The organism is Streptomyces sp. NPDC020780 (genome assembly GCF_044334475.1).
Classification (GTDB): Bacteria; Actinomycetota; Actinomycetes; order Streptomycetales; family Streptomycetaceae; genus Streptomyces.
The window spans coordinates 36279-55918 of record NZ_JBIRTB010000015.1 but is presented as its reverse complement, the minus strand read 5'-3'; the positions used below and the strand labels follow the sequence as shown (position 1 = coordinate 55918).

Here is a 19640-nt window from a genome sequence, read left to right as displayed (position 1 = left end):
GGGTGGGGTCGTGTTGAGGGTGGCGCAGAAGTGAACGGGAGCGCTCATACGGGAGGCGAACTCCGCAGGTCGCCCGCACTGTGGAAAGGGCAGAAGTACCGCGTGTCGTCGGGGGTAGGCTCGGCAATGCCCGGTGCGGTAACCAGTCACCGGTTTACGACAGTGGAGAGGAGCCCTGACTCAGGGTGAGCACCAAGCCGACCACCACAGACCTCCAGTGGACCGAATTGGACCAGCGGGCCGTGGACACCGTCCGCGTCCTCGCCGCGGACGCCGTACAGAAGGTCGGAAACGGCCACCCGGGTACGGCGATGAGCCTGGCCCCTGCCGCGTACACCCTCTTCCAGAAGGTGATGCGCCACGACCCGGCGGACGCGGACTGGACCGGCCGCGACCGGTTCGTACTCTCCGCGGGCCACTCCAGCCTGACGCTGTACATCCAGCTCTACCTGGCGGGGTACGGCCTGGAGCTGGACGACCTCAAGGCCTTCCGCACCTGGGGCTCCAAGACCCCGGGGCACCCGGAGTACGGCCACACCACCGGTGTCGAGACGACGACCGGCCCGCTGGGCCAGGGTGTCGCCAACGCCGTGGGCATGGCGATGGCCTCGCGCTACGAGCGCGGTCTGTTCGACCCGGACGCGGCTCCCGGCACCTCACCGTTCGACCACATGGTCTGGGTCATCGCCGGTGACGGCTGCCTCCAGGAGGGCATCTCGGCCGAGGCGTCCTCGCTGGCCGGCCACCAGAAGCTCGGCAACCTGGTGCTCCTGTGGGACGACAACCACATCTCGATCGAGGGCGACACGGAGACCGCGGTCTCCGAGGACACCCTGAAGCGGTACGAGTCCTACGGCTGGCACGTCCAGCGCGTGGACCAGCTGCCCAGCGGCGACCTGGACCCCGAGGGGCTCTACCGCGCGTTGCAGGCAGCCAAGGCCGAGACGGAGCGCCCGTCCTTCATCGCCGCCCGCTCGATCATCGCGTGGCCCGCGCCGAACGCCCAGAACACCGAGGCCGCTCACGGCTCGGCGCTCGGCGACGACGAGATCGCGGCCACCAAGCGCGTGCTCGGCTTCGACCCGGAGAAGACCTTCGAGGTCTCCGACGAGGTCATCGCGCACACCCGTGAGGCGCTGGACCGCGGCCGCGAGGCCAAGGCGGAGTGGAGCAAGTCCTTCGCCGCGTGGCGCACGGCCGACCCCGAGCGTGCCGCCGCCTTCGACCGGATCGCCGCGGGCGAGCTGCCCGAGGGCTGGGAGGACGCGCTCCCGGTCTTCGAGGCCGGCCACTCCGTCGCCACCCGCGCGGCCTCGGGCAAGGTCCTGCAGGCCCTCGGCGCCGTCGTACCCGAGCTGTGGGGCGGCTCCGCCGACCTGGCGGGCTCGAACAACACCACGATCGACAAGACGTCCTCGTTCCTCCCCGTCGGCAACCCGCTGCCCGAGGCGGACCCGTACGGCCGGACGATCCACTTCGGCATCCGCGAGCACTCCATGGCCGCGGCCATGAACGGCATCGCGCTGCACGGCAACACCCGGGTCTACGGCGGCACCTTCCTGGTGTTCTCCGACTACATGCGCAACGCCGTGCGGCTGTCCGCGCTGATGCACCTGCCGGTGACGTACGTGTGGACGCACGACTCGATCGGCCTCGGCGAGGACGGTCCGACGCACCAGCCGGTCGAGCACCTGGCCTCGCTGCGCGCCATCCCGGGCCTGAACGTCGTCCGCCCCGCCGACGCCAACGAGACGGCGATCGCCTGGCGCGAGGTCATGCGCCGGTACACCAAGGAGTTCGGCAAGGGCGCCCCGCACGGTCTGGCGCTCACCCGCCAGGGCGTGCCCACCTACGAGGCGAACGACGACGCCGCCAAGGGCGGCTACGTGCTCTTCGAGGCCGAGGGCGGCGAGGCGCAGGTCGTCCTCATCGGCACGGGCTCCGAGGTCCACCTCGCCGTCGAGGCGCGGGAGGAGCTCCAGGCGGCCGGTGTGCCGACCCGTGTGGTGTCGATGCCGTGTGTCGAGTGGTTCGAGGAGCAGGACCAGGCGTACAAGGACAGCGTGCTGCCGCCGTCCGTGAAGGCCCGGGTCGCCGTCGAGGCGGGCATCGGCCTGACCTGGTACCGCTACGTGGGTGACGCGGGCCGGATCGTCTCGCTGGAGCACTTCGGCGCCTCGGCGGACGCCAAGGTCCTCTTCCGTGAGTTCGGCTTCACCGCCGGGCACGTGGCCGAAGCCGCGCGGGAATCTCTCGCCGCCGCCGCGCGCTGACCCCGTCATACGACTAGTAGGAGATGCAACTCTCATGACAGACGCACTCAAGCGCCTCTCCGACGAGGGCGTGGCGATCTGGCTCGACGACCTGTCGCGCAAGCGCATCACGTCCGGCAATCTGGCCGAGCTGATCGACCAGAGCCACGTCGTGGGCGTCACGACGAACCCGTCGATCTTCCAGAAGGCGATCTCCGCCGGTGACGGGTACGAGCAGCAGCTCACGGACCTCGCCGCCCGCAAGGTCACCGTCGAGGAAGCCATCCGCATGATCACCACGGCCGACGTCCGCGACGCCGCCGACATCCTGCGTCCGGTCTTCGACGCGACGGACGGCCAGGACGGCCGGGTCTCCATCGAGGTGGACCCGCGTCTGGCCCACAACACCCTGGCCACGGTCGCCGAGGCCAAGCAGCTGGCGTGGCTGGTGGACCGGCCGAACACGCTCATCAAGATCCCGGCGACCAAGGCCGGCCTGCCGGCGATCACGGAGACGATCGGGCGGGGCATCAGCGTCAACGTGACCCTGATCTTCTCGCTGGAGCGCTACCGCGAGGTCATGGACGCCTACCTGGCGGGTCTGGAGAAGGCGAAGGCCGCGGGCCTGGACCTCTCCAAGATCCACTCGGTGGCCTCGTTCTTCGTGTCCCGTGTGGACACCGAGATCGACAAGCGGCTGGACGCCGTCGGCGGCGACGAGGCCAAGGCCGCGAAGGGCAAGTCCGCCCTCGCCAACGCGCGTCTCGCCTACGAGGCGTACGAGGAGCTCTTCTCTGGCGACCGCTGGGCCGCCCTCGACAAGGCGCACGCCAACAAGCAGCGTCCGCTGTGGGCCTCCACCGGCGTCAAGGACCCGTCCCTCAAGGACACCCTGTACGTCGACGACCTCGTCGCCCCGAACACGGTCAACACCATGCCGGAGGCGACCCTGGAGGCCGTGGCCGACCACGGTGACATCACCGGCAACACCGTCGCCGGTGGCTACGACCAGGCCCGCGCCGACCTCGACCTGATCAAGAGGCTCGGGGTCAGCTACGACGAAGTCGTCCAGGTACTGGAGGACGAGGGCGTCGAGAAGTTCGAGGCGGCCTGGAACGACCTGCTCAACTCGACCGAGGCCGAGCTCAAGCGCCTCGCTCCTTCGGAGGGCTGACCACTTTGTCTGGTGTTCCCGGAGCCAACCCGCTCCGTGACGCCCAGGACCGACGGCTTCCGCGTATCGCGGGACCGTCGGGTCTGGTGATTTTCGGCGTCACGGGCGATTTGTCCCGTAAAAAGCTGATGCCTGCTGTCTACGACCTGGCCAATCGCGGCCTGCTGCCGCCGGGCTTCTCGCTCATCGGCTTCGCGCGCCGCGACTGGGAGGACGAGGACTTCGCGCAGGTCGTCCACGACGCGGTCAAGCAGCACGCGCGCACGCCCTTCCGGGAGGAGGTCTGGCAGCAGCTCGCCCAGGGCATGCGCTTCGTCCAGGGCAACTTCGACGACGACGTGGCGTTCGAGACCCTGCGGGCCACGATCGAGGAGCTCGACAAGGCGCAGGGCACGGGCGGCAACTTCGCCTTCTACCTGTCCGTGCCGCCGAAGTTCTTCCCCAAGGTCGTCCAGCAGCTCAAGAAGCACGGGCTGGCCGACCAGAAGAACAATTCCTGGCGACGGGCGGTCATCGAGAAGCCGTTCGGCCACGACCTGGAGAGCGCGCAGGAGCTCAACCAGCTCGTGCACGACGTCTTCCCGCCCAACGAGGTCTTCCGCATCGACCACTACCTCGGCAAGGAGACGGTCCAGAACATCCTGGCGCTGCGCTTCGCCAACACGATGTGGGAGCCGATCTGGAACAGGTCGTACGTCGACCACGTCCAGATCACGATGGCGGAGGACATCGGCATCGGCGGCCGGGCCGGCTACTACGACGGCATCGGCGCCGCGCGTGACGTCATCCAGAACCACCTGCTCCAGCTGCTGGCGCTGACGGCGATGGAGGAGCCCGGCTCCTTCCACCCCAAGGCCCTGGTCGCCGAGAAGCTCAAGGTGCTCACCGCCGTGGAACTGCCGGAGGACCTCGGCAGGCACACGGTCCGCGGCCAGTACACGCACGCGTGGCAGGGCGGCGAGGAGGCCCTCGGGTACCTGGAGGAGGAGGGGATCGACGCCAAGTCGAAGACCGACACCTACGCGGCGATCAAACTGACGATCAACAACCGCCGCTGGGCGGGCGTGCCGTTCTACCTCCGCACCGGGAAGCGGCTCGGCCGCCGTGTCACGGAGATCGCCGTCGTCTTCAAGCGCGCCCCCTACCTGCCCTTCGAGTCCGGGGCGACGGAGGAGCTGGGCAGCAACGCCCTGGTCATCCGGGTGCAGCCGGACGAGGGCGTCACGGTGCGGTTCGGCTCCAAGGTGCCCGGTACCTCCATGGAGGTACGGGACGTCACGATGGACTTCGCGTACGGCGAGTCCTTCACGGAGTCCAGCCCGGAGGCGTACGAGCGGCTCATCCTCGATGTCCTGCTCGGTGACGCCAACCTCTTCCCACGCCACCAGGAGGTCGAGCTCTCCTGGAGCATCCTCGACCCGATCGAGAGGTACTGGGACAAGCACGGCAAGCCCGCCCAGTACCCGGCCGGCAGCTGGGGTCCGGCCGAGGCGGACGAGATGCTCGCACGCGACGGACGGAGCTGGCGCCGGCCATGAAGATCGACCTTACGGAAACCACGTCCAGCAAGATCAACCAGACGCTGATCTCGGCGCGCCGGTCCATCGGTACGCCCGCCATCGGCATGGTGCTCACCCTCGTCGTCGTCACGGACGAGGAGAACGCCTACGACGCACTCCGGGCGGCGAGCGACTCGTCCCGCGAGCACCCGTCACGGATCATCGCGGTGATCAAGCGGGCCAGCAGGTCGCCGCGCGCACGGCGCGAAGCACGGCTCGACGCCGAGATCCGGGTCGGTTCCGACGCGGGCTCCGGCGAGACCGTCGTGCTGCGCCTGCACGGCGAGCTGGCCAACCACGCCCAGTCGGTCGTCCTGCCGCTGCTGCTGCCGGACGCGCCGGTGGTGGTGTGGTGGCCCGAGGACGCGCCCGCAGACCCGGCGAAGGACCCGCTGGGCGCACTCGCCCAGCGCCGGATCACCGACACCTACTCCGCCGAGCGCCCGCTCGACGAGCTGGCGGTGCGCGCGGCCACGTACCAGCCGGGTGACACGGACCTGGCCTGGACCCGCATCACGCCCTGGCGCTCGATGCTGGCGGCGGCGCTCGACCAGCAGCCCGCGCAGGTCGTCTCGGCCAGGGTCGAGGGCGAGTCCGACAACCCGAGCTGCGAACTACTGGCCATGTGGCTCGCGGACCGGCTGGGCGTCCCGGTGGAGCGCACCCTGTCCGGCGGTCCCGGCCTGACGGCCGTCCGGATGGCGACCAAGAACGGCGACATCGTGCTGGACCGGCCCGACGGTGCGCTCGCCACACTCTGCATGGTGGGCCAGCCCGACCGTGCCGTGGCGCTGAAGCGCCGGGAGACCGCGGAGCTGCTCGCGGAGGAGCTGCGGCGTCTGGACCCGGACAACATCTACGCGTCCACGGTGAAGTTCGGGGTGGAACGCCTCGGCGGCCCCGCGGAGGCCTCGTCCGTCGGTTCCGGTCAGAAGCCGTCGGAGCCGGCCGGCGCGGGGGCCCCCGCGGCCAAGAAGGCGGCGGCCAGGAAGGCGGCGCCCAAGTGAGTGCTCCGCAGCTCGTCGTCCACCGTGACAAGGAGCTGATGGCCGAGGCGGTGGCGGCCCGGCTGGTCACGAAGATCGTGGACGCGCAGTCCGCCCGCGGCTCCGCCTCGGTGGTGCTCACCGGCGGGCGTAACGGCAACGGTCTGCTGGCCGCGCTCGCCGCCTCGCCCGCGCGGGACGCGATCGACTGGCGGCGGCTCGACCTGTGGTGGGGCGACGAGCGCTTCCTGCCGGAGGGCGACCCGGAGCGCAACGTGACGCAGGCCCGCGCGGCCCTGCTCGACGCGGTGGACCTGGACCCGTCACGGGTGCACGCGATGCCGGCCTCGGACGGACCGTACGGCGGCGACGTGGATGCCGCCGCCGCGGGCTACGCCGCGGAACTCGCCGCCGCGGCGGCGCCGGAGGACCACGGGGCCGTACCGGCGTTCGACGTGCTGATGCTGGGCGTCGGCCCGGACACCCACGTCGCGTCGCTCTTCCCGGAACTGCCGGCGGTGCGGGAGACCGAGCGCACCGTCGTCGGGGTGCACGGCGCGCCCAAGCCGCCGCCCACCCGGGTCACGCTCACGCTGCCGGCCGTCCGGGCCGCGCGTGAGGTGTGGCTGCTGGCCGCCGGTGAGGACAAGGCGGAGGCGGCGGAGATCGCGTTGTCCGGTGCGGGGGAGATCCAGGCCCCGGCAGCGGGGGCGTACGGCCGCAGCCGCACCCTGTGGCTGCTGGACGCCGCCGCGGCCTCGCGGCTGCCGCGGGCGCTGTATCCGCCGGCGTCCGCGTAGGCCTGTACGACAGGCACGCGCCCGGCCCGCTCCGTCCGGAGCGGGCCGGGCGCGTTGCTGCCGCCACCGGGAACGGGGGTGCCGGCGGGGTGCGTCCCTGTGGACTCCACAGGGCTCCGCGCCCCCGTCGGCCGGGCGTGGTCAGGCGTGGTCCGGGATCCAGCCGTAGGCGTGATCGATCCGGAACCGGACCACCAGCCGCCGGTCCTCGACCATGACGGCGCGGTACTCGTCCCAGTCGGGGTGTTCGCCCTGGACCGCCCGGTAGACGTCGACCAGTTCCTCGACCGCCTCGTCCCCCGGTGCGCCGGCGACTGCGGAAAGGGTGGCCTCGCCCTCGTAGACGGCGTAGGCGCCACCGTCCTCGGTGGTGACGTGGAGACTGACGCGCGGGTCACGGCGCAGGTTGATGATCTTGGCGCGACCGTCCGTGGTGGAGAACCGGATCGTGCGGGTGGCCTCGTCGTAGGCGAAGTCCACGTTGGAGAGCTGCGGCCGGCCGTCCTTCTTCAGCGTGACGAGCACGCCTCGGCTGTGGTCGGCGAGGAGGGAGAGGTGACGGCCGGGGCCGAGGGTGTCTGGCACGGTGAGTCCTTCGGTGGCTCGGGAGCGGACGCGTCGATTGTGCGGGCCGTCAGGCCACGGCGAGCCGCCCCGGCCGAAACTCGATCACCGTTCCGTCCCGTTGCCGACGCCGACACCGAGGAGCGGGCTCCCTTCGGGAGTGAGCCGGCCGGGGGCTTCCTTCGGGACACGGCGGTGGGCGTCGTAGCCGAGGTCGACGTACGCGTGGTGCACAGGTCGGCCCCGTGGACGACGTCGGCAGGAGATGCCGGCGGCCGATCCCGGCAGGGAGCGGCACCGACTCCGCGCCGATACGGTGCCGGGAGGGCGGGAGGCGGCGGCACAGGCCTCGGGCCCGGATGAACCGCCTCCCGGTGACCTCCCCGCGGTGGGTGCGGACGAGCCGGAGGGAGGGGGCTGCGCGGAACAGCTCCACGACCGCCGGTTCCGCGGCGGACATCAGCGGCCGGTCTCCGGCCGGGGCGAGGAACCCGCCCGCAAGACCCAGGGCCGCTTCGGGGGCCACCGCCGGCCAACGGCCCGGCGCTCCGGTGCGCGGCCCGGCGGCCGGAGCCGTCCCCTCCCCGTCACCGGCTCAGCGGCCGCGCAGTGAGCGGTACGTCGCCACGAGCGCGGCGGTGGAGCTGTCCAGGCCCTCCCCGCCGGTGCCGTCGGTCAGGACCGGCTCGATCTTCTTGGCGAGGACCTTGCCGAGCTCCACGCCCCACTGGTCGAAGGAGTCGATGTTCCAGACGGCACCCTGGACGAAGACCTTGTGCTCGTACAGCGCGATCAGCTGGCCGAGCACCGACGGCGTCAGCCGGTCGGCGAGGATCGTGGTCGTCGGGTGGTTGCCGCGGAACGTCTTGTGCGCCACGAGTTCCTCGGGCACGCCCTCCGCGCGGACCTCCTCGGGCGTCCTGCCGAAGGCGAGGGCCTGCGTCTGGGCGAAGAAGTTGGCCATCAGCAGGTCGTGCTGGGCGATCAGCCCGGGCAGCAGGTCATGCACCGGCGCGGCGAGACCGATGAAGTCGGCCGGGATGATCTTCGTGCCCTGGTGGATCAACTGGTAGTAGGCGTGCTGCCCGTTTGTCCCGGGGGTGCCCCAGACGACCGGGCCGGTCTCCCACTCGACCGGATTGCCTTCCCGGTCCACGGACTTGCCGTTGGACTCCATGTCCAGCTGCTGCAGGTACGCGGTGAACTTGGACAGATAGTGGCTGTAGGGCAGCACCGCGTGCGACTGGGCGTCGAAGAACTGGCCGTACCAGATGCCCAGCAGGCCCAGCAGCAGCGGGGCGTTCTCCTCGGCGGGAGCGGTGCGGAAGTGCTCGTCGACGAGGTGGAAGCCGTCGAGCATCTCGCGGAACCGGCCGGGGCCGATGGCGATCATCAGCGAGAGGCCGATCGCGGAGTCGTAGGAGTACCGGCCCCCGACCCAGTCCCAGAACTCGAACATGTTGGCCGTGTCGATACCGAAGTCGGCGACCTTCTCCGCGTTGGTCGACAGCGCCACGAAGTGCTGGGCGACGGCGTCCTGACCGGCCTTCAGCTCGGTCAGCAGCCAGTCGCGGGCGGAGGTGGCGTTGGTGATGGTCTCGATCGTCGTGAACGTCTTGGAGGCGACGATGAAGAGCGTCTCGGCCGGGTCCAGACCCTGCACCGCCTCGTGGAGGTCGGCGCCGTCCACGTTCGAGACGAAGCGGACGGTCAGCGAGCGGTCCGTGAAGGAGCGCAGCACCTCGTACGCCATGGCGGGTCCGAGGTCGGAGCCGCCGATACCGATGTTGACGATGTTCTTGACCGGCTTGCCGGTGTGCCCGGTCCACTCGCCCGCCCGGATCCGGTCCGCGAAGGCGGCCATCCGGTCGAGGACGGCGTGCACGGCCGGCACCACGTTCTCGCCGTCGACCTCGATCACGGCGTCACGCGGGGCGCGGAGCGCGGTATGCAGGACGGCGCGGTCCTCGGTCGTGTTGATCTTCTCGCCGCGGAACATGGCGTCCCGCAGCCCGGCCACGTCCGTGGCGGCGGCGAGGTCGCGCAGCAGGCGCAGCGTCTCGTCGGTGACGAGGTGCTTGGAATAGTCGATGTGGAGGTCGCCGACCCGGAGCGTGTACCGCTCCCCCCGGTCCGGAGCGTCCGCGAACAGCTGCCGCAGACCCGTCCCCCCGAACTCCTCACGGTGCTTGCCGAGAGCCGCCCACTCGGGCAGCCGGCTGAGCTTGGTTCGGCCTTGTGCGTTCATCCCGGAAATCGCCCACTTCTCTCGTACCTGCAACCTTCCCCGCTGCCCTCCCAACCTAATTGATCCGGAGGGTGCGGCGGCGCACCGGCGAGCTGGTGGACGGCATACGGATTCCGGCCGGGCACCCTGGGGGTGACCGGCCGGTGAAAAGTCTCAGATCTCGCCGCGGAGTTTCGCCAGGGCCTCGGCGAGGATCGCCTCGCCGTCCGCGTCGCTGCGCCGTTCCCGTACGTACGCGAGGTGCGTCTTGTACGGCTCGGTGCGCGGCGGGTCCGGCGGGTTGTCCTGGTCCTGCCCGGCCGGGAAACCGCAGCGCGGGCAGTCCCAGGTCTCCGGTACCTGCGCGTCATGGGCGAAGCTCGGCTGCGTCTCGTGCCCGTTCGAGCACCAGAAGGAGATGCGCAGGCGCGGAGCGGACTCGCCCCGCTCGGCCTCCCCCATCGGCCCCGCTCCGACCCGGCTTCCCCGGATCGCGTTGCCACTTGCCACGGTCGTAACTCCCTGCGTGATGGTGCTCGAAGATGCCCCAGTCTACGTAAGGCCCAACGCGCGTCCAGTGAAAGGAGTTACACCGTCACCGGGAATCGCGGACGCCGGGTCAGCTGTCCAGCTTGATGAGCAGACCGAGGACGACGATGCAGGCGAACCAGCCCAGACCGACCACGACGGTGATGCGGTCGAGGTTGCGTTCGGCGACCGAGGAGCCGCCCACGGAGGACTGCATGCCGCCACCGAACATGTCGGAGAGGCCGCCGCCCTTCCCCTTGTGCATCAGCACCAGCAGCATCAGCAGCAGGCTGAAGACGATCAGGGCGATCTCGAACGCCAAAATCACGGCTGGTCCCTACTTTCCGGAAATTCCTAGGACTGCATGTACGAACAGCGGGGGCCGGGGGTGACACCCCCCTGGCCCCCGCAAGGGTACGACGGATCCGCGCTACCGCATACTCACTGGTCGCGGAAGCGGACGATCTTGACGAACTCGTCGGCGTCGAGCGCGGCGCCGCCGATCAGGGCTCCGTCCACGTCGGGCTGCGCCATGATGGCCGCGACGTTGCCCGACTTCACCGAGCCGCCGTACTGGATGCGGACGGCGTCGGCCAGCTCCTGCGCGTACAGCTCGGCGAGCCTGGCGCGGATCGCGCCGCAGACCTCCTGGGCGTCCTCGGGGGTGGCGACCTCGCCGGTCCCGATGGCCCAGACCGGCTCGTAGGCGATCACGATGGACTCGGCCTGCTCGGCCGGGATGTCCTTCAGGGCACCGTCGAGCTGCGCGAGCGTGTAGGGAACCTGGTCACCGGCCTTGCGGATGTCCAGGCCCTCTCCGACGCAGAGGATCGGGGTCAGGCCGTGCTTGAACGCGGCCTTCACCTTGGCGTTGCAGATCTCGTCGTTCTCGCCGTGGTACTGGCGGCGCTCGCTGTGGCCGACGGCCACGAACGTGCACTTCAGCTTGGCGAGCATGGGGCCGGAGATCTCACCGGTGTAGGCGCCGGAGTCCTGCGCCGAGATGTCCTGGGCGCCGTACTTGATCTTCAGCTTGTCGCCGTCGACCAGGGTCTGCACGGTCCGCAGGTCCGTGAAGGGGGGCAGGACGGCGACCTCTACGGCGTCGTAGTCCTTGTCGGTCAGGGCGAAGGCGAGCTTCTGGACGTGGGCGATGGCCTCGAGGTGGTTGAGGTTCATCTTCCAGTTGCCCGCCATCAGCGGGGTGCGGGTGCTCATCAGGGGTCAGTCCTCCAGTGCGGCGAGTCCGGGAAGCGTCTTGCCCTCGAGGTATTCGAGGCTGGCGCCGCCACCGGTCGAGATGTGGCCGAATGCGTTGTCGTCGAAGCCCAGGATGCGGACGGCGGCCGCGGAGTCCCCGCCGCCGACGACGCTGAAGGCCGGCGAGTCGACGAGGGCCTGCGCGAGGGCCTTGGTGCCCTCGGCGTAGTCGGGGTGCTCGAACACGCCCATCGGGCCGTTCCAGAAGACCGTGGCCGCGTCGGCGAGCTTCGCCGCGTACAGCTTGCGCGTCTCCGGCCCGATGTCCAGGCCCTCCTGGTCGGCCGGGATGGCGTCGGCGGCGACCGTGGCCGGGTGGGCGGGCGCCTTGGTCTTCAGGTCGGGGAACTCGTGGGCGACCAGGACGTCGACGGGGAGCACGAACTCCACGCCGAGCTCCTCGGCCCGCTTGAGGTACTCCTGGACGGCCGGGACCTGGTCCTCCTGAAGCAGCGAGATGCCCACCTCGTGGCCCTTGGCCTTGAGGAAGGTGTACGCCATGCCGCCGCCGATCAGGATGCGGTCGGCCTTCTGCAGGAGGTGGTCGATGACCCCGAGCTTGTCGGAGACCTTGGCGCCGCCGAGGACCACGGCGTACGGGCGCCGCACGTCCTCGGTGAGCTTCTTCAGGACGCCGACCTCGGTCGCGATCAGGCCGCCGGCCGCGTGCGGCAGCCGGGCCGGGAGGTCGAAGACCGAGGCGTGCTTGCGGTGGACGGCACCGAAACCGTCGCCGACGTACACGTCGGCGAGCTCCGCGAGCCGGTCGGCGAAGGCGCCGCGCTCCGCGTCGTCCTTGGAGGTCTCGCCGGCGTTGAAGCGGAGGTTCTCGATCACGGCGACCTGGCCGTCGGAGAGTCCGGCGACCGTGGCGCGGGCGGAGTCACCGACGGTGTCCGTCGCGAACGCCACGTCGGCCCCGAGCAGTTCACCGAGGCGCGCGGCGGCGGGAGCCAGCGAGAAGGCCGGGTCAGGCGCGCCCTTGGGGCGGCCGAGGTGCGAGGCGACGACGACCCGCGCACCGGCTCCGGCGAGGCGGGCGACCGTCGGCTGGACGGCGCGGATGCGGCCGTCGTCGGTGATCGTGGTGCCGTCCAGCGGCACGTTGAGGTCGGCGCGGACGAATACCCGCTTGCCCGCGACCCCTTCGGCGAGAAGTTCGTCGATCGTCTTCATCTGTTCCCCTACTCCTTGGAAGGACTGATGAGCATGCGAGGGGGCTCGAACGGCGCCGCGTCGCACCGTCCGAGCCCCTCGCATCACACCTGGATGCCTGTCGATCCTAGGATCAGAGCTGGCCGCCGACGAAGACGGTCAGGTCGACGAGGCGGTTGGAGTAACCCCACTCGTTGTCGTACCAGCCGAGGATCTTCACCGAGTTGCCCTCCTGGACCATGGTCAGGGAGGAGTCGAAGGTGCAGGACGACGGGTCGCCGACGATGTCCGAGGAGACGATCGGGTCCTCGGTGTACGTCAGGAAGCCCTTGAGGTCGCCGTCGTCGGCGGCCTTCTTGAACGCGGCGTTGACCTCGTCCTTGGTGACCTCGCGCGCCAGCGTCACGACGAGGTCGGTGGCGGAGCCCGTGGGGACCGGCACGCGCATCGCGATGCCGTCGAGCTTGCCCTTGAGCTGCGGGAGGACCAGGGCGGTCGCCTTGGCGGCGCCCGTCGTGGTCGGGATGATGTTCTCGGCGGCGGCGCGGGCGCGGCGCAGGTCCGAGTGCGGGAAGTCCAGGATGCGCTGGTCGTTGGTGTAGGCGTGGACCGTCGTCATCAGGCCCTTGACGATGCCGAAGTTCTCGTCGAGAACCTTGGCCATCGGCGCCACACAGTTGGTGGTGCAGGAGGCGTTGGAGATGACGTGGTGGTTCGCCGCGTCGTACTTGTCCTGGTTGACGCCCATCACGATGGTGATGTCCTCGTCCTTGGCCGGAGCCGAGATGAGGACCTTCTTGGCGCCACCCGCGATGTGCTTCTCGGCGTCGGCCTTCTTGGTGAAGATGCCGGTCGACTCGATGACGATGTCGACACCCAGCTCACCCCACGGGATGTCGGCCGGGTTGCGCTCGGACAGCACCTTGATGGTGTGACCGTCCACGGTGATGGTGTCGGCGGTGTGGCTCACCTCTGCTTTGAGGCGACCCAGGATGGTGTCGTACTTCAGCAGGTGGGCCGTGGTCGCAGTGTCACCCAGGTCGTTGACAGCCACGATCTCGATGTCCGCACCCTGCTCCAGCAGCGCGCGGAAGTAGTTACGACCGATGCGGCCAAAGCCGTTGATGCCTACGCGGATCGTCACGAACCGATCTCCTCGTTAGGAACGCCGGTTTCGATGCCGGCGAGTTTTTATAGGGATGTCCCCGACCGCCTCCGACCCTACCTCTCCGAAGGCCCCGGGGTGACATCGAGAGGGAGTGCGCGAAGGGAGATCCTCTTACTTCCGAGTAGAAGCAGGGGATTCCGGCCGTGGTGATCGACGGAAATCCCCTATCCCCACCCCGTGGTCACGGAACGTCAACGAGTCTCGGGCCCCAACCCCGTGTGACGCGGGGGCGTTCGGTGGAGCCCGCCGGGTGGATGTCACGGGGAGTCGCCGACGCGGGCACACCCACCCCGCCCGTACCGCACCCACCGCCCCTTGCCGGGGCTTCGCTCAATTGTGCGGAGGGGTACTCAATCGATAAACACGCCGAGACCGCGTGTTCTTTTCCGGATGTGCGGGCGAGTGGAACGGCGACCGAATCCGCTCAATTGTGCAGGGTGGTGCTCAGTCAATCCGGCGGGGCGGGCGCCCGGTCCGTGCGCCCGGTCCATTCCGAAAAAATGCTCGGCCGGAAATCGGAATGGAACCCGTCCCGGCGGAGAAATCGGCCCGCAGGGCCCTGCGTTGCCCGGGCCTCACGCCTCCGCGCCCCGGGCCCCACGCCTCCGTGCCCTGCGCCTGGTGGCCTCAGCCGACGAGGCCGTCGGCCAGTTCCTCGCTGAGGGTCGATTCGGTGCCCGGGATACCGAGGTCCTGGGCCCGCTTGTCGGCCATGGCCAGCAGGCGCCGGATCCGGCCCGCGACGGCGTCCTTGGTCAGCGGCGGGTCGGCGAGCGCGCCCAGCTCCTCCAGGGAGGCCTGCTTGTGCTCCATCCGCAGCCTGCCGGCCGCCGCCAGGTGCTCCGGGACCTCCTCACCGAGGATCTCCAGAGCGCGCCCCACACGGGCGCCCGCAGCGACCGCGGCCCGGGCCGAGCGGCGGAGGTTGGCGTCGTCGAAGTTGGCCAGCCGGTTCGCGGTGGCACGGACCTCGCGCCGCATCCGGCGCTCCTCCCAGGCCAGTACCGCGTCGTGCGCGCCGAGCCGGGTCAGCAGCGCGCCGATCGCGTCACCGTCACGGACGACGACCCGGTCGACCCCGCGCACCTCGCGGGCCTTGGCCGCGATGGACAGCCGGCGGGCGGCGCCGACCAGGGCGAGCGCGGCCTCCGGGCCGGGGCAGGTCACCTCCAGAGAGGACGAGCGTCCGGGCTCGGTCAGCGAGCCGTGGGCCAGGAAGGCGCCCCGCCAGGCCGCCTCGGCGTCGCAGGTGGCCCCGGAGACCACCTGCGGGGGCAGCCCGCGGATGGGCCGGCCGCGGCCGTCGACCAAGCCGGTCTGGCGGGCCAGCTGGTCGCCGCCCGCCACCACACGCACCACGAAGCGCGAGCCGCGGCGCAGTCCACCGGGGGCCATCACGATCAGCTCCGAGCTGTGCCCGAAGATCTCCAGGATGTCCCGCTTGAGCCGGCGTGCCGCGTTCCCCGTGTCCAGCTCGGCCTCGATCACAATCCGGCCGCTCACCAGGTGCAGCCCGCCCGCGAACCGAAGAATCGCCGAGACCTCTGCTTTCCTGCAGCAGGTCCGGGTGACGGGAAGCCGAGAGATTTCGTCCTTCACCGCTGGCGTCATCGCCATGGGCCGATCCTTCCATGCATCCGAAAAATACGGTCGTACGCGGCGGCCAACAGCTCCGGATCGTGAATCGGAACGCCGTCGGGTGAGGCCACAGGGGCCAGCTCGACCGCGGCTCCGAGCCGCTTGGCGGCGTCGGCGAGGGACTCGCGGTCAGGCACGGCGGCCTCGTCGGCCAGCACCACGTCCATGGCGAGTTTAGGGGCGTGTCGCCCCAAAACCTCCAAATGACGCTGCGGTGAGAAGCCTTCTGTTTCGCCGGGCTGCGGTGCGAGGTTGAGCGAGAGGACCTTACGGGCCTTCGTGGCGACCAGCGCGTCGAGCAGATCGGGCACCAGCAGGTGCGGGATCACGGAGGAGAACCAGGAGCCCGGGCCGAGGACCACCCAGTCGGCGTCCAGGACGGCGGCGACCGCCTCCGGGACCGCCGGAGGATCGGTGGGGACGAGGTGGACGGACTGCACCTCGCCGGGGGTGAGGGCCACCGTCGCCTGCCCGCGCACGGTGGCCATGTCGTCCGGACGCTCGGGGTCGTGGCCGCGAACGAGGGCCTGGAGCTCGAGCGGCACGGCGGACATCGGCAGCACCCTGCCGTGCGCGCCGAGCAGCCTGCCGACGAGGTCGAGGGCCTGGACGTGGTCGCCGAGCTGCTCCCAGAGCGCGACGATGAGCAGATTGCCCACCGCGTGCTCGTGCAGATCGCCCTTGGACTCGAAGCGGTGCTGGATGACCCGGGCCCAGGTCTGGCCCCACTCGTCGTCGCCGCAGAGTGCGGCCAGCGCTTTGCGCAGGTCGCCGGGGGGCAGGACGCCGAGCTCCTCCCGGAGCCGGCCGCTGGAGCCGCCGTCGTCGGCGACGGTGACCACGGCCGTGAGGTCCCCGGTGATCCGGCGCAGCGCCGTGAGCGACGCGGACAGGCCCATGCCGCCGCCGAGGGCGACGACCTTGGGCTGGGTGCCGCGCTTGCGCCCGGAGAGTGCGGCCGTGGCCCTGCTCAGCCGACGCAGGCGCAGGTTGCGACTGGTCACTCGCGCCCCATGTCCCGGTGGACGAGTACGGTCTCGATGCCTTCCGTGGCAAGCCGGGTGGCCAGCTTCTCCGACATGGCGACGGAGCGGTGCTTGCCGCCCGTGCAGCCGACTGCGATGGTCACGTAGCGCTTGCCCTCCCGGCGGTATCCGGCGGCGATCAGCTGCAGCAGCTCGGTGTACTGGTTGAGGAACTCCTTGGCACCCGGCTGGTCGAAGACGTACGCGGACACCTCCTCGTTGAGCCCGGTGAAGGGCCGCAGCTCGGGGACCCAGTGCGGGTTGGGCAGGAACCGGCAGTCCACGACGAGGTCGGCGTCGACCGGCAGCCCGTACTTGAAGCCGAACGACATGACCGTCGCCCGCAGCTCCGGCTCCTCGTCACCGGCGAACTGGGCGTCCATCTTGGCCCGCAGCTCGTGCACGTTGAGGCTGGAGGTGTCGATGACCAGGTCGGCGTCGCCTCGCAGCTCGCGCAGCAGGTCGCGCTCGGCCGCGATGCCGTCGACGATGCGCCCGTCGCCCTGGAGGGGGTGCGGGCGGCGGACGGACTCGAAACGGCGTACGAGGGCGTCGTCGGAGGACTCCAGGAAGACGATTCGCCGGGTGACGTGCTTGTCCTCCAGGTCCGCGAGGGACTCCCGGAGGTTGTCGAAGAAGCGGCGACCCCGTACGTCGACGACGACGGCGATCCGGGCCACGTTGCCCTGGGACCGGGCGCCGAGCTCCACCATGGTGGGGATCAGCGCGGGCGGCAGGTTGTCGACGACGAACCAGCCCAGGTCCTCCAGGCACTTGGCGGCCGTGCTGCGCCCCGCGCCCGACATGCCGGAGATGATCACCAGTTCGGGGATGGCGGGCGCGGCGGCCTCGGCCTTCTCCTTGGTGCTGCCCGTACTCACGTGTGCTGCTCCGTCTGCTCGGTCGGTGCGGTCGTGCGTGTGGTCGTCGTTCCCGGACGGGGCGTCGCCGTGGCGGCGCTCTTCGTCACGGCCGTTCCCGCGCCCGTCGTCACGGTGGTCGTCGGGCCCGTTCCGGCGCTCGGCGTCGCGTTCGTTCTCGCGTTCCTGTGCGTGCTCGCTCATGTCGTACTGCCCCCGTCGTCCTCTTCGATGATCTCTCCTGTGGCCGTGTTCACGGCAGGTGCGGCCGGGGCGGCCGTGGCGAAGGCGGCGGCAACCGATTCCGCCGTCCTGCGTCCTATCCCCGGAACCTCGCAGATCTCGTCGATTGTCGCCTGCCGCAGCTTCTTGACGGAGCCGAAATGCTTGATCAGCGCCTGCTTGCGGGTGTCACCGAGGCCGGCGACGGCGTCCAGGGGGCTGCTGCGGATCCGCTTGGCGCGCTTGGCCCGCTGGTAGGTGATGGCGAAGCGGTGGGCCTCGTCCCTGATCCGCTGGAGGAGGTAGAGGCCCTCGCTGGAACGGGGCAGGACCACGGGGTCGTCGTCATCGGGCAGCCAGACCTCCTCGAGTCGCTTGGCCAGACCGCAGACAGCGATGTCGTCGATGCCCAGTTCGTCCAGGGCCCGCTTGGCGGCGGCGACCTGGGGCTGCCCGCCGTCGACGACGACGAGCTGCGGCGGGTAGGCGAAGCGCCTGGGGCGTCCGTCGTCCTCGCGGGGCTCCTCGCGCGATTCCGTGACCGGTGCGGCGGCGGGCTCCCCAGGCCCGGACCGCGCGGCGGCGGGCTCCACGGGTGCGGGCCACCGTCCGGGGGCGGTCCCGGTCCCCTGCGGCGCGGGCACGGTGGCCTCCGGCGCGGCCACGGTGGCTCCCGGCGCGGGCCGGGCCGCTTCCGGCGCGGGGACCGGGCCTGAGGCGGCCGGGGTCGCGTCCCACTCCCCCGTGCGCTCCTTCTCCTGGAGGTAGCGCTTGAAGCGGCGGCCGATGACCTCGTGCATCGACCGGACGTCGTCCTGGCCCTCGAAGCCCTTGATCTGGAAGCGCCGGTACTCGCTCTTGCGGGCGAGCCCGTCCTCGAAGACCACCATGGAGGCGACGACGTCGTCGCCCTGCAGGTGCGAGATGTCGAAGCACTCGACACGCAGGGGTGCGGTGTCCAGGCCGAGGGCCTCGGCGATCTCCTCCAGAGCACGGGAACGGGTCGTGAGGTCGGAGGCGCGCTTCGTCTTGTGCAGCCCCAGGGCCTGCTGGGCGTTGCGCTGGACCGTGCCCATCAGGTCCTTCTTGTCGCCCCGCTGCGGGATCCGCAGGCTGACCTGGGAACCACGCCGGCCGGCGAGCCACTGGGAGACGGCGTCGGGGTCCTCGGGAAGGGCGGGGACCAGGACCTCCTTCGGGACGGAGTCGCCCGACTCCTCCCCGTACAGCTGCTGGAGCGCGTGCTCGACCAGGCCCGCCGTGTCGACCGCCTCGACCTTGTCGGTGACCCAGCCGCGCTGGCCGCGGACGCGTCCGCCGCGGACGTGGAAGATCTGCACGGCGGCTTCGAGTTCGTCCTCGGCCACGGCGATCAGGTCGGCGTCGGTGGCGTCGGCGAGGACCACGGCACTCTTCTCCATGGCCCGCCTCAGCGCCTCCGCGTCGTCGCGCAGACGGGCCGCCCGCTCGTACTCCATCTCCTCGGCCGCCTGTGCCATCTCCTTCTCCAGGCGGCGGATGTACGTCCCCGTGCGGCCTGCCATGAAGTCGCAGAAGTCGTCGGCGAGATCCCGGTGTTCCTCGGGGGTGACCCGGCCGACGCACGGGGCGGAGCACTTGCCGATGTAACCGAGGAGACAGGGGCGGCCGGTCCGCGCGGCGTTCTTGAACACACCGGCGGAGCACGTACGCACGGGGAAGACCCGGAGCATCAGGTCGACGGTCTCGCGAATCGCCCAGGCATGCCCGTACGGACCGAAGTAGCGCACGCCCTTGCGCTTGGCACCGCGCATGACCTGGACGCGGGGGAACTCCTCGTCGAGCGTGACCGCGAGGTAGGGGTAGCTCTTGTCGTCGCGGTACTTGACGTTGAAGCGGGGGTCGAACTCCTTGATCCAGGTGTACTCCAGCTGGAGCGCCTCGACCTCGGTGGAGACGACGGTCCACTCCACGGAGGCGGCCGTGGTGACCATCGTGCGGGTGCGCGGGTGGAGGCCCGCCAGGTCCTGGAAGTAGTTGGCCAGGCGCTGGCGCAGGTTCTTGGCCTTCCCGACGTAGATCACCCGGCGGTGCTCGTCGCGGAACTTGTAGACCCCCGGGGAGTCGGGGATCTGTCCCGGCTTGGGGCGGTAGCTGGAGGGGTCTGCCATGTCTCACACCCTACGTGCGGGCAGTGACAGAGCGGGACTCCCGGCGGTCCCCGGCACCGGCGCGAGGGCCGT

The 19640-nt window shown here is 70.5% G+C and carries 17 protein-coding genes; 5 read left to right on the top strand and 12 right to left on the bottom strand.

Annotated elements, in window-relative coordinates; all coding sequences use genetic code 11:
- Positions 1 to 185 precede the first annotated feature (185 nt).
- Genes tkt through pgl form a run of 5 tightly spaced genes read left to right on the top strand, consistent with a single transcriptional unit; the run spans position 186 to position 6771 of the window.
- Entirely contained in the window at positions 186 to 2273 is a 2088-nt protein-coding gene (gene tkt, locus ACH4VO_RS25960) for a transketolase (protein WP_360997597.1), read from the top strand.
- Between the two features lie 34 nt (positions 2274 to 2307).
- Complete coding sequence (gene tal / locus ACH4VO_RS25955) at positions 2308 to 3426, top strand: transaldolase (protein ID WP_360997599.1); 1119 nt, start codon at positions 2308 to 2310, stop codon at positions 3424 to 3426.
- 5 nt (positions 3427 to 3431) lie between these two features.
- Entirely contained in the window at positions 3432 to 4964 is a 1533-nt protein-coding gene (gene zwf, locus ACH4VO_RS25950) for a glucose-6-phosphate dehydrogenase (protein ID WP_360997601.1), read from the top strand.
- Positions 4961 to 5992, top strand: a complete 1032-nt coding sequence (opcA, locus tag ACH4VO_RS25945; RefSeq protein ID WP_360997603.1) for a glucose-6-phosphate dehydrogenase assembly protein OpcA — start codon at positions 4961 to 4963, stop codon at positions 5990 to 5992. The genes zwf and opcA overlap by 4 nt, the downstream gene beginning before the upstream one ends.
- On the top strand, positions 5989 to 6771 hold the full coding sequence (gene pgl, locus ACH4VO_RS25940; protein ID WP_360997605.1) for a 6-phosphogluconolactonase: 783 nt from the start codon (positions 5989 to 5991) through the stop codon (positions 6769 to 6771). Before opcA ends, pgl begins: the two co-directional genes overlap by 4 nt.
- A 141-nt stretch (positions 6772 to 6912) precedes the next feature.
- On the opposite strand, the gene ACH4VO_RS25935 is transcribed toward pgl, so the two are convergent.
- The 12 genes from ACH4VO_RS25935 to uvrC all read right to left on the bottom strand — a co-directional run bounded on the left by ACH4VO_RS25935 (position 6913) and on the right by uvrC (position 19568).
- Positions 6913 to 7356 (bottom strand): PPOX class F420-dependent oxidoreductase, encoded by a 444-nt coding sequence (locus tag ACH4VO_RS25935; RefSeq protein ID WP_360997607.1) that lies wholly within the window; start codon positions 7354 to 7356, stop codon positions 6913 to 6915.
- A gap of 84 nt (positions 7357 to 7440) precedes the next feature.
- Entirely contained in the window at positions 7441 to 7569 is a 129-nt protein-coding gene (locus ACH4VO_RS25930; RefSeq protein ID WP_360997609.1) for a hypothetical protein, read from the bottom strand.
- 361 nt (positions 7570 to 7930) lie between these two features.
- Entirely contained in the window at positions 7931 to 9583 is a 1653-nt protein-coding gene (gene pgi / locus ACH4VO_RS25925) for a glucose-6-phosphate isomerase (protein ID WP_360997611.1), read from the bottom strand.
- 153 nt (positions 9584 to 9736) lie between these two features.
- On the bottom strand, positions 9737 to 10072 hold the full coding sequence (locus ACH4VO_RS25920; protein ID WP_073747820.1) for an RNA polymerase-binding protein RbpA: 336 nt from the start codon (positions 10070 to 10072) through the stop codon (positions 9737 to 9739).
- Between the two features lie 109 nt (positions 10073 to 10181).
- Positions 10182 to 10418, bottom strand: a complete 237-nt coding sequence (gene secG / locus ACH4VO_RS25915) for a preprotein translocase subunit SecG (protein ID WP_307127593.1) — start codon at positions 10416 to 10418, stop codon at positions 10182 to 10184.
- Positions 10419 to 10531: 113 nt separating this feature from the next.
- Complete coding sequence (gene tpiA, locus ACH4VO_RS25910) at positions 10532 to 11308, bottom strand: triose-phosphate isomerase (RefSeq protein ID WP_360997614.1); 777 nt, start codon at positions 11306 to 11308, stop codon at positions 10532 to 10534.
- Between the two features lie 6 nt (positions 11309 to 11314).
- A complete protein-coding gene (locus ACH4VO_RS25905) occupies positions 11315 to 12526 on the bottom strand; it encodes a phosphoglycerate kinase (RefSeq protein ID WP_360997615.1) in 1212 nt (403 codons plus the stop codon).
- A gap of 112 nt (positions 12527 to 12638) precedes the next feature.
- Entirely contained in the window at positions 12639 to 13649 is a 1011-nt protein-coding gene (gene gap / locus ACH4VO_RS25900) for a type I glyceraldehyde-3-phosphate dehydrogenase (RefSeq protein WP_360997617.1), read from the bottom strand.
- 651 nt (positions 13650 to 14300) lie between these two features.
- Positions 14301 to 15290, bottom strand: coding sequence for a DNA-binding protein WhiA (gene whiA / locus ACH4VO_RS25895; RefSeq protein WP_069172156.1), 990 nt, complete (start codon positions 15288 to 15290; stop codon positions 14301 to 14303).
- Positions 15281 to 16315 carry a uridine diphosphate-N-acetylglucosamine-binding protein YvcK gene (gene yvcK, locus ACH4VO_RS25890; protein WP_360997619.1) on the bottom strand — a complete coding sequence of 345 codons (1035 nt, stop codon included), beginning with the start codon at positions 16313 to 16315 and terminating at the stop codon, positions 15281 to 15283. The genes whiA and yvcK overlap by 10 nt, the downstream gene beginning before the upstream one ends.
- Complete coding sequence (gene rapZ / locus ACH4VO_RS25885) at positions 16312 to 17400, bottom strand: RNase adapter RapZ (protein ID WP_360997621.1); 1089 nt, start codon at positions 17398 to 17400, stop codon at positions 16312 to 16314. Before rapZ ends, yvcK begins: the two co-directional genes overlap by 4 nt.
- Positions 17397 to 19568, bottom strand: a complete 2172-nt coding sequence (gene uvrC / locus ACH4VO_RS25880) for an excinuclease ABC subunit UvrC (protein ID WP_360997623.1) — start codon at positions 19566 to 19568, stop codon at positions 17397 to 17399. The genes rapZ and uvrC overlap by 4 nt, the downstream gene beginning before the upstream one ends.
- Positions 19569 to 19640 lie beyond the last annotated feature (72 nt).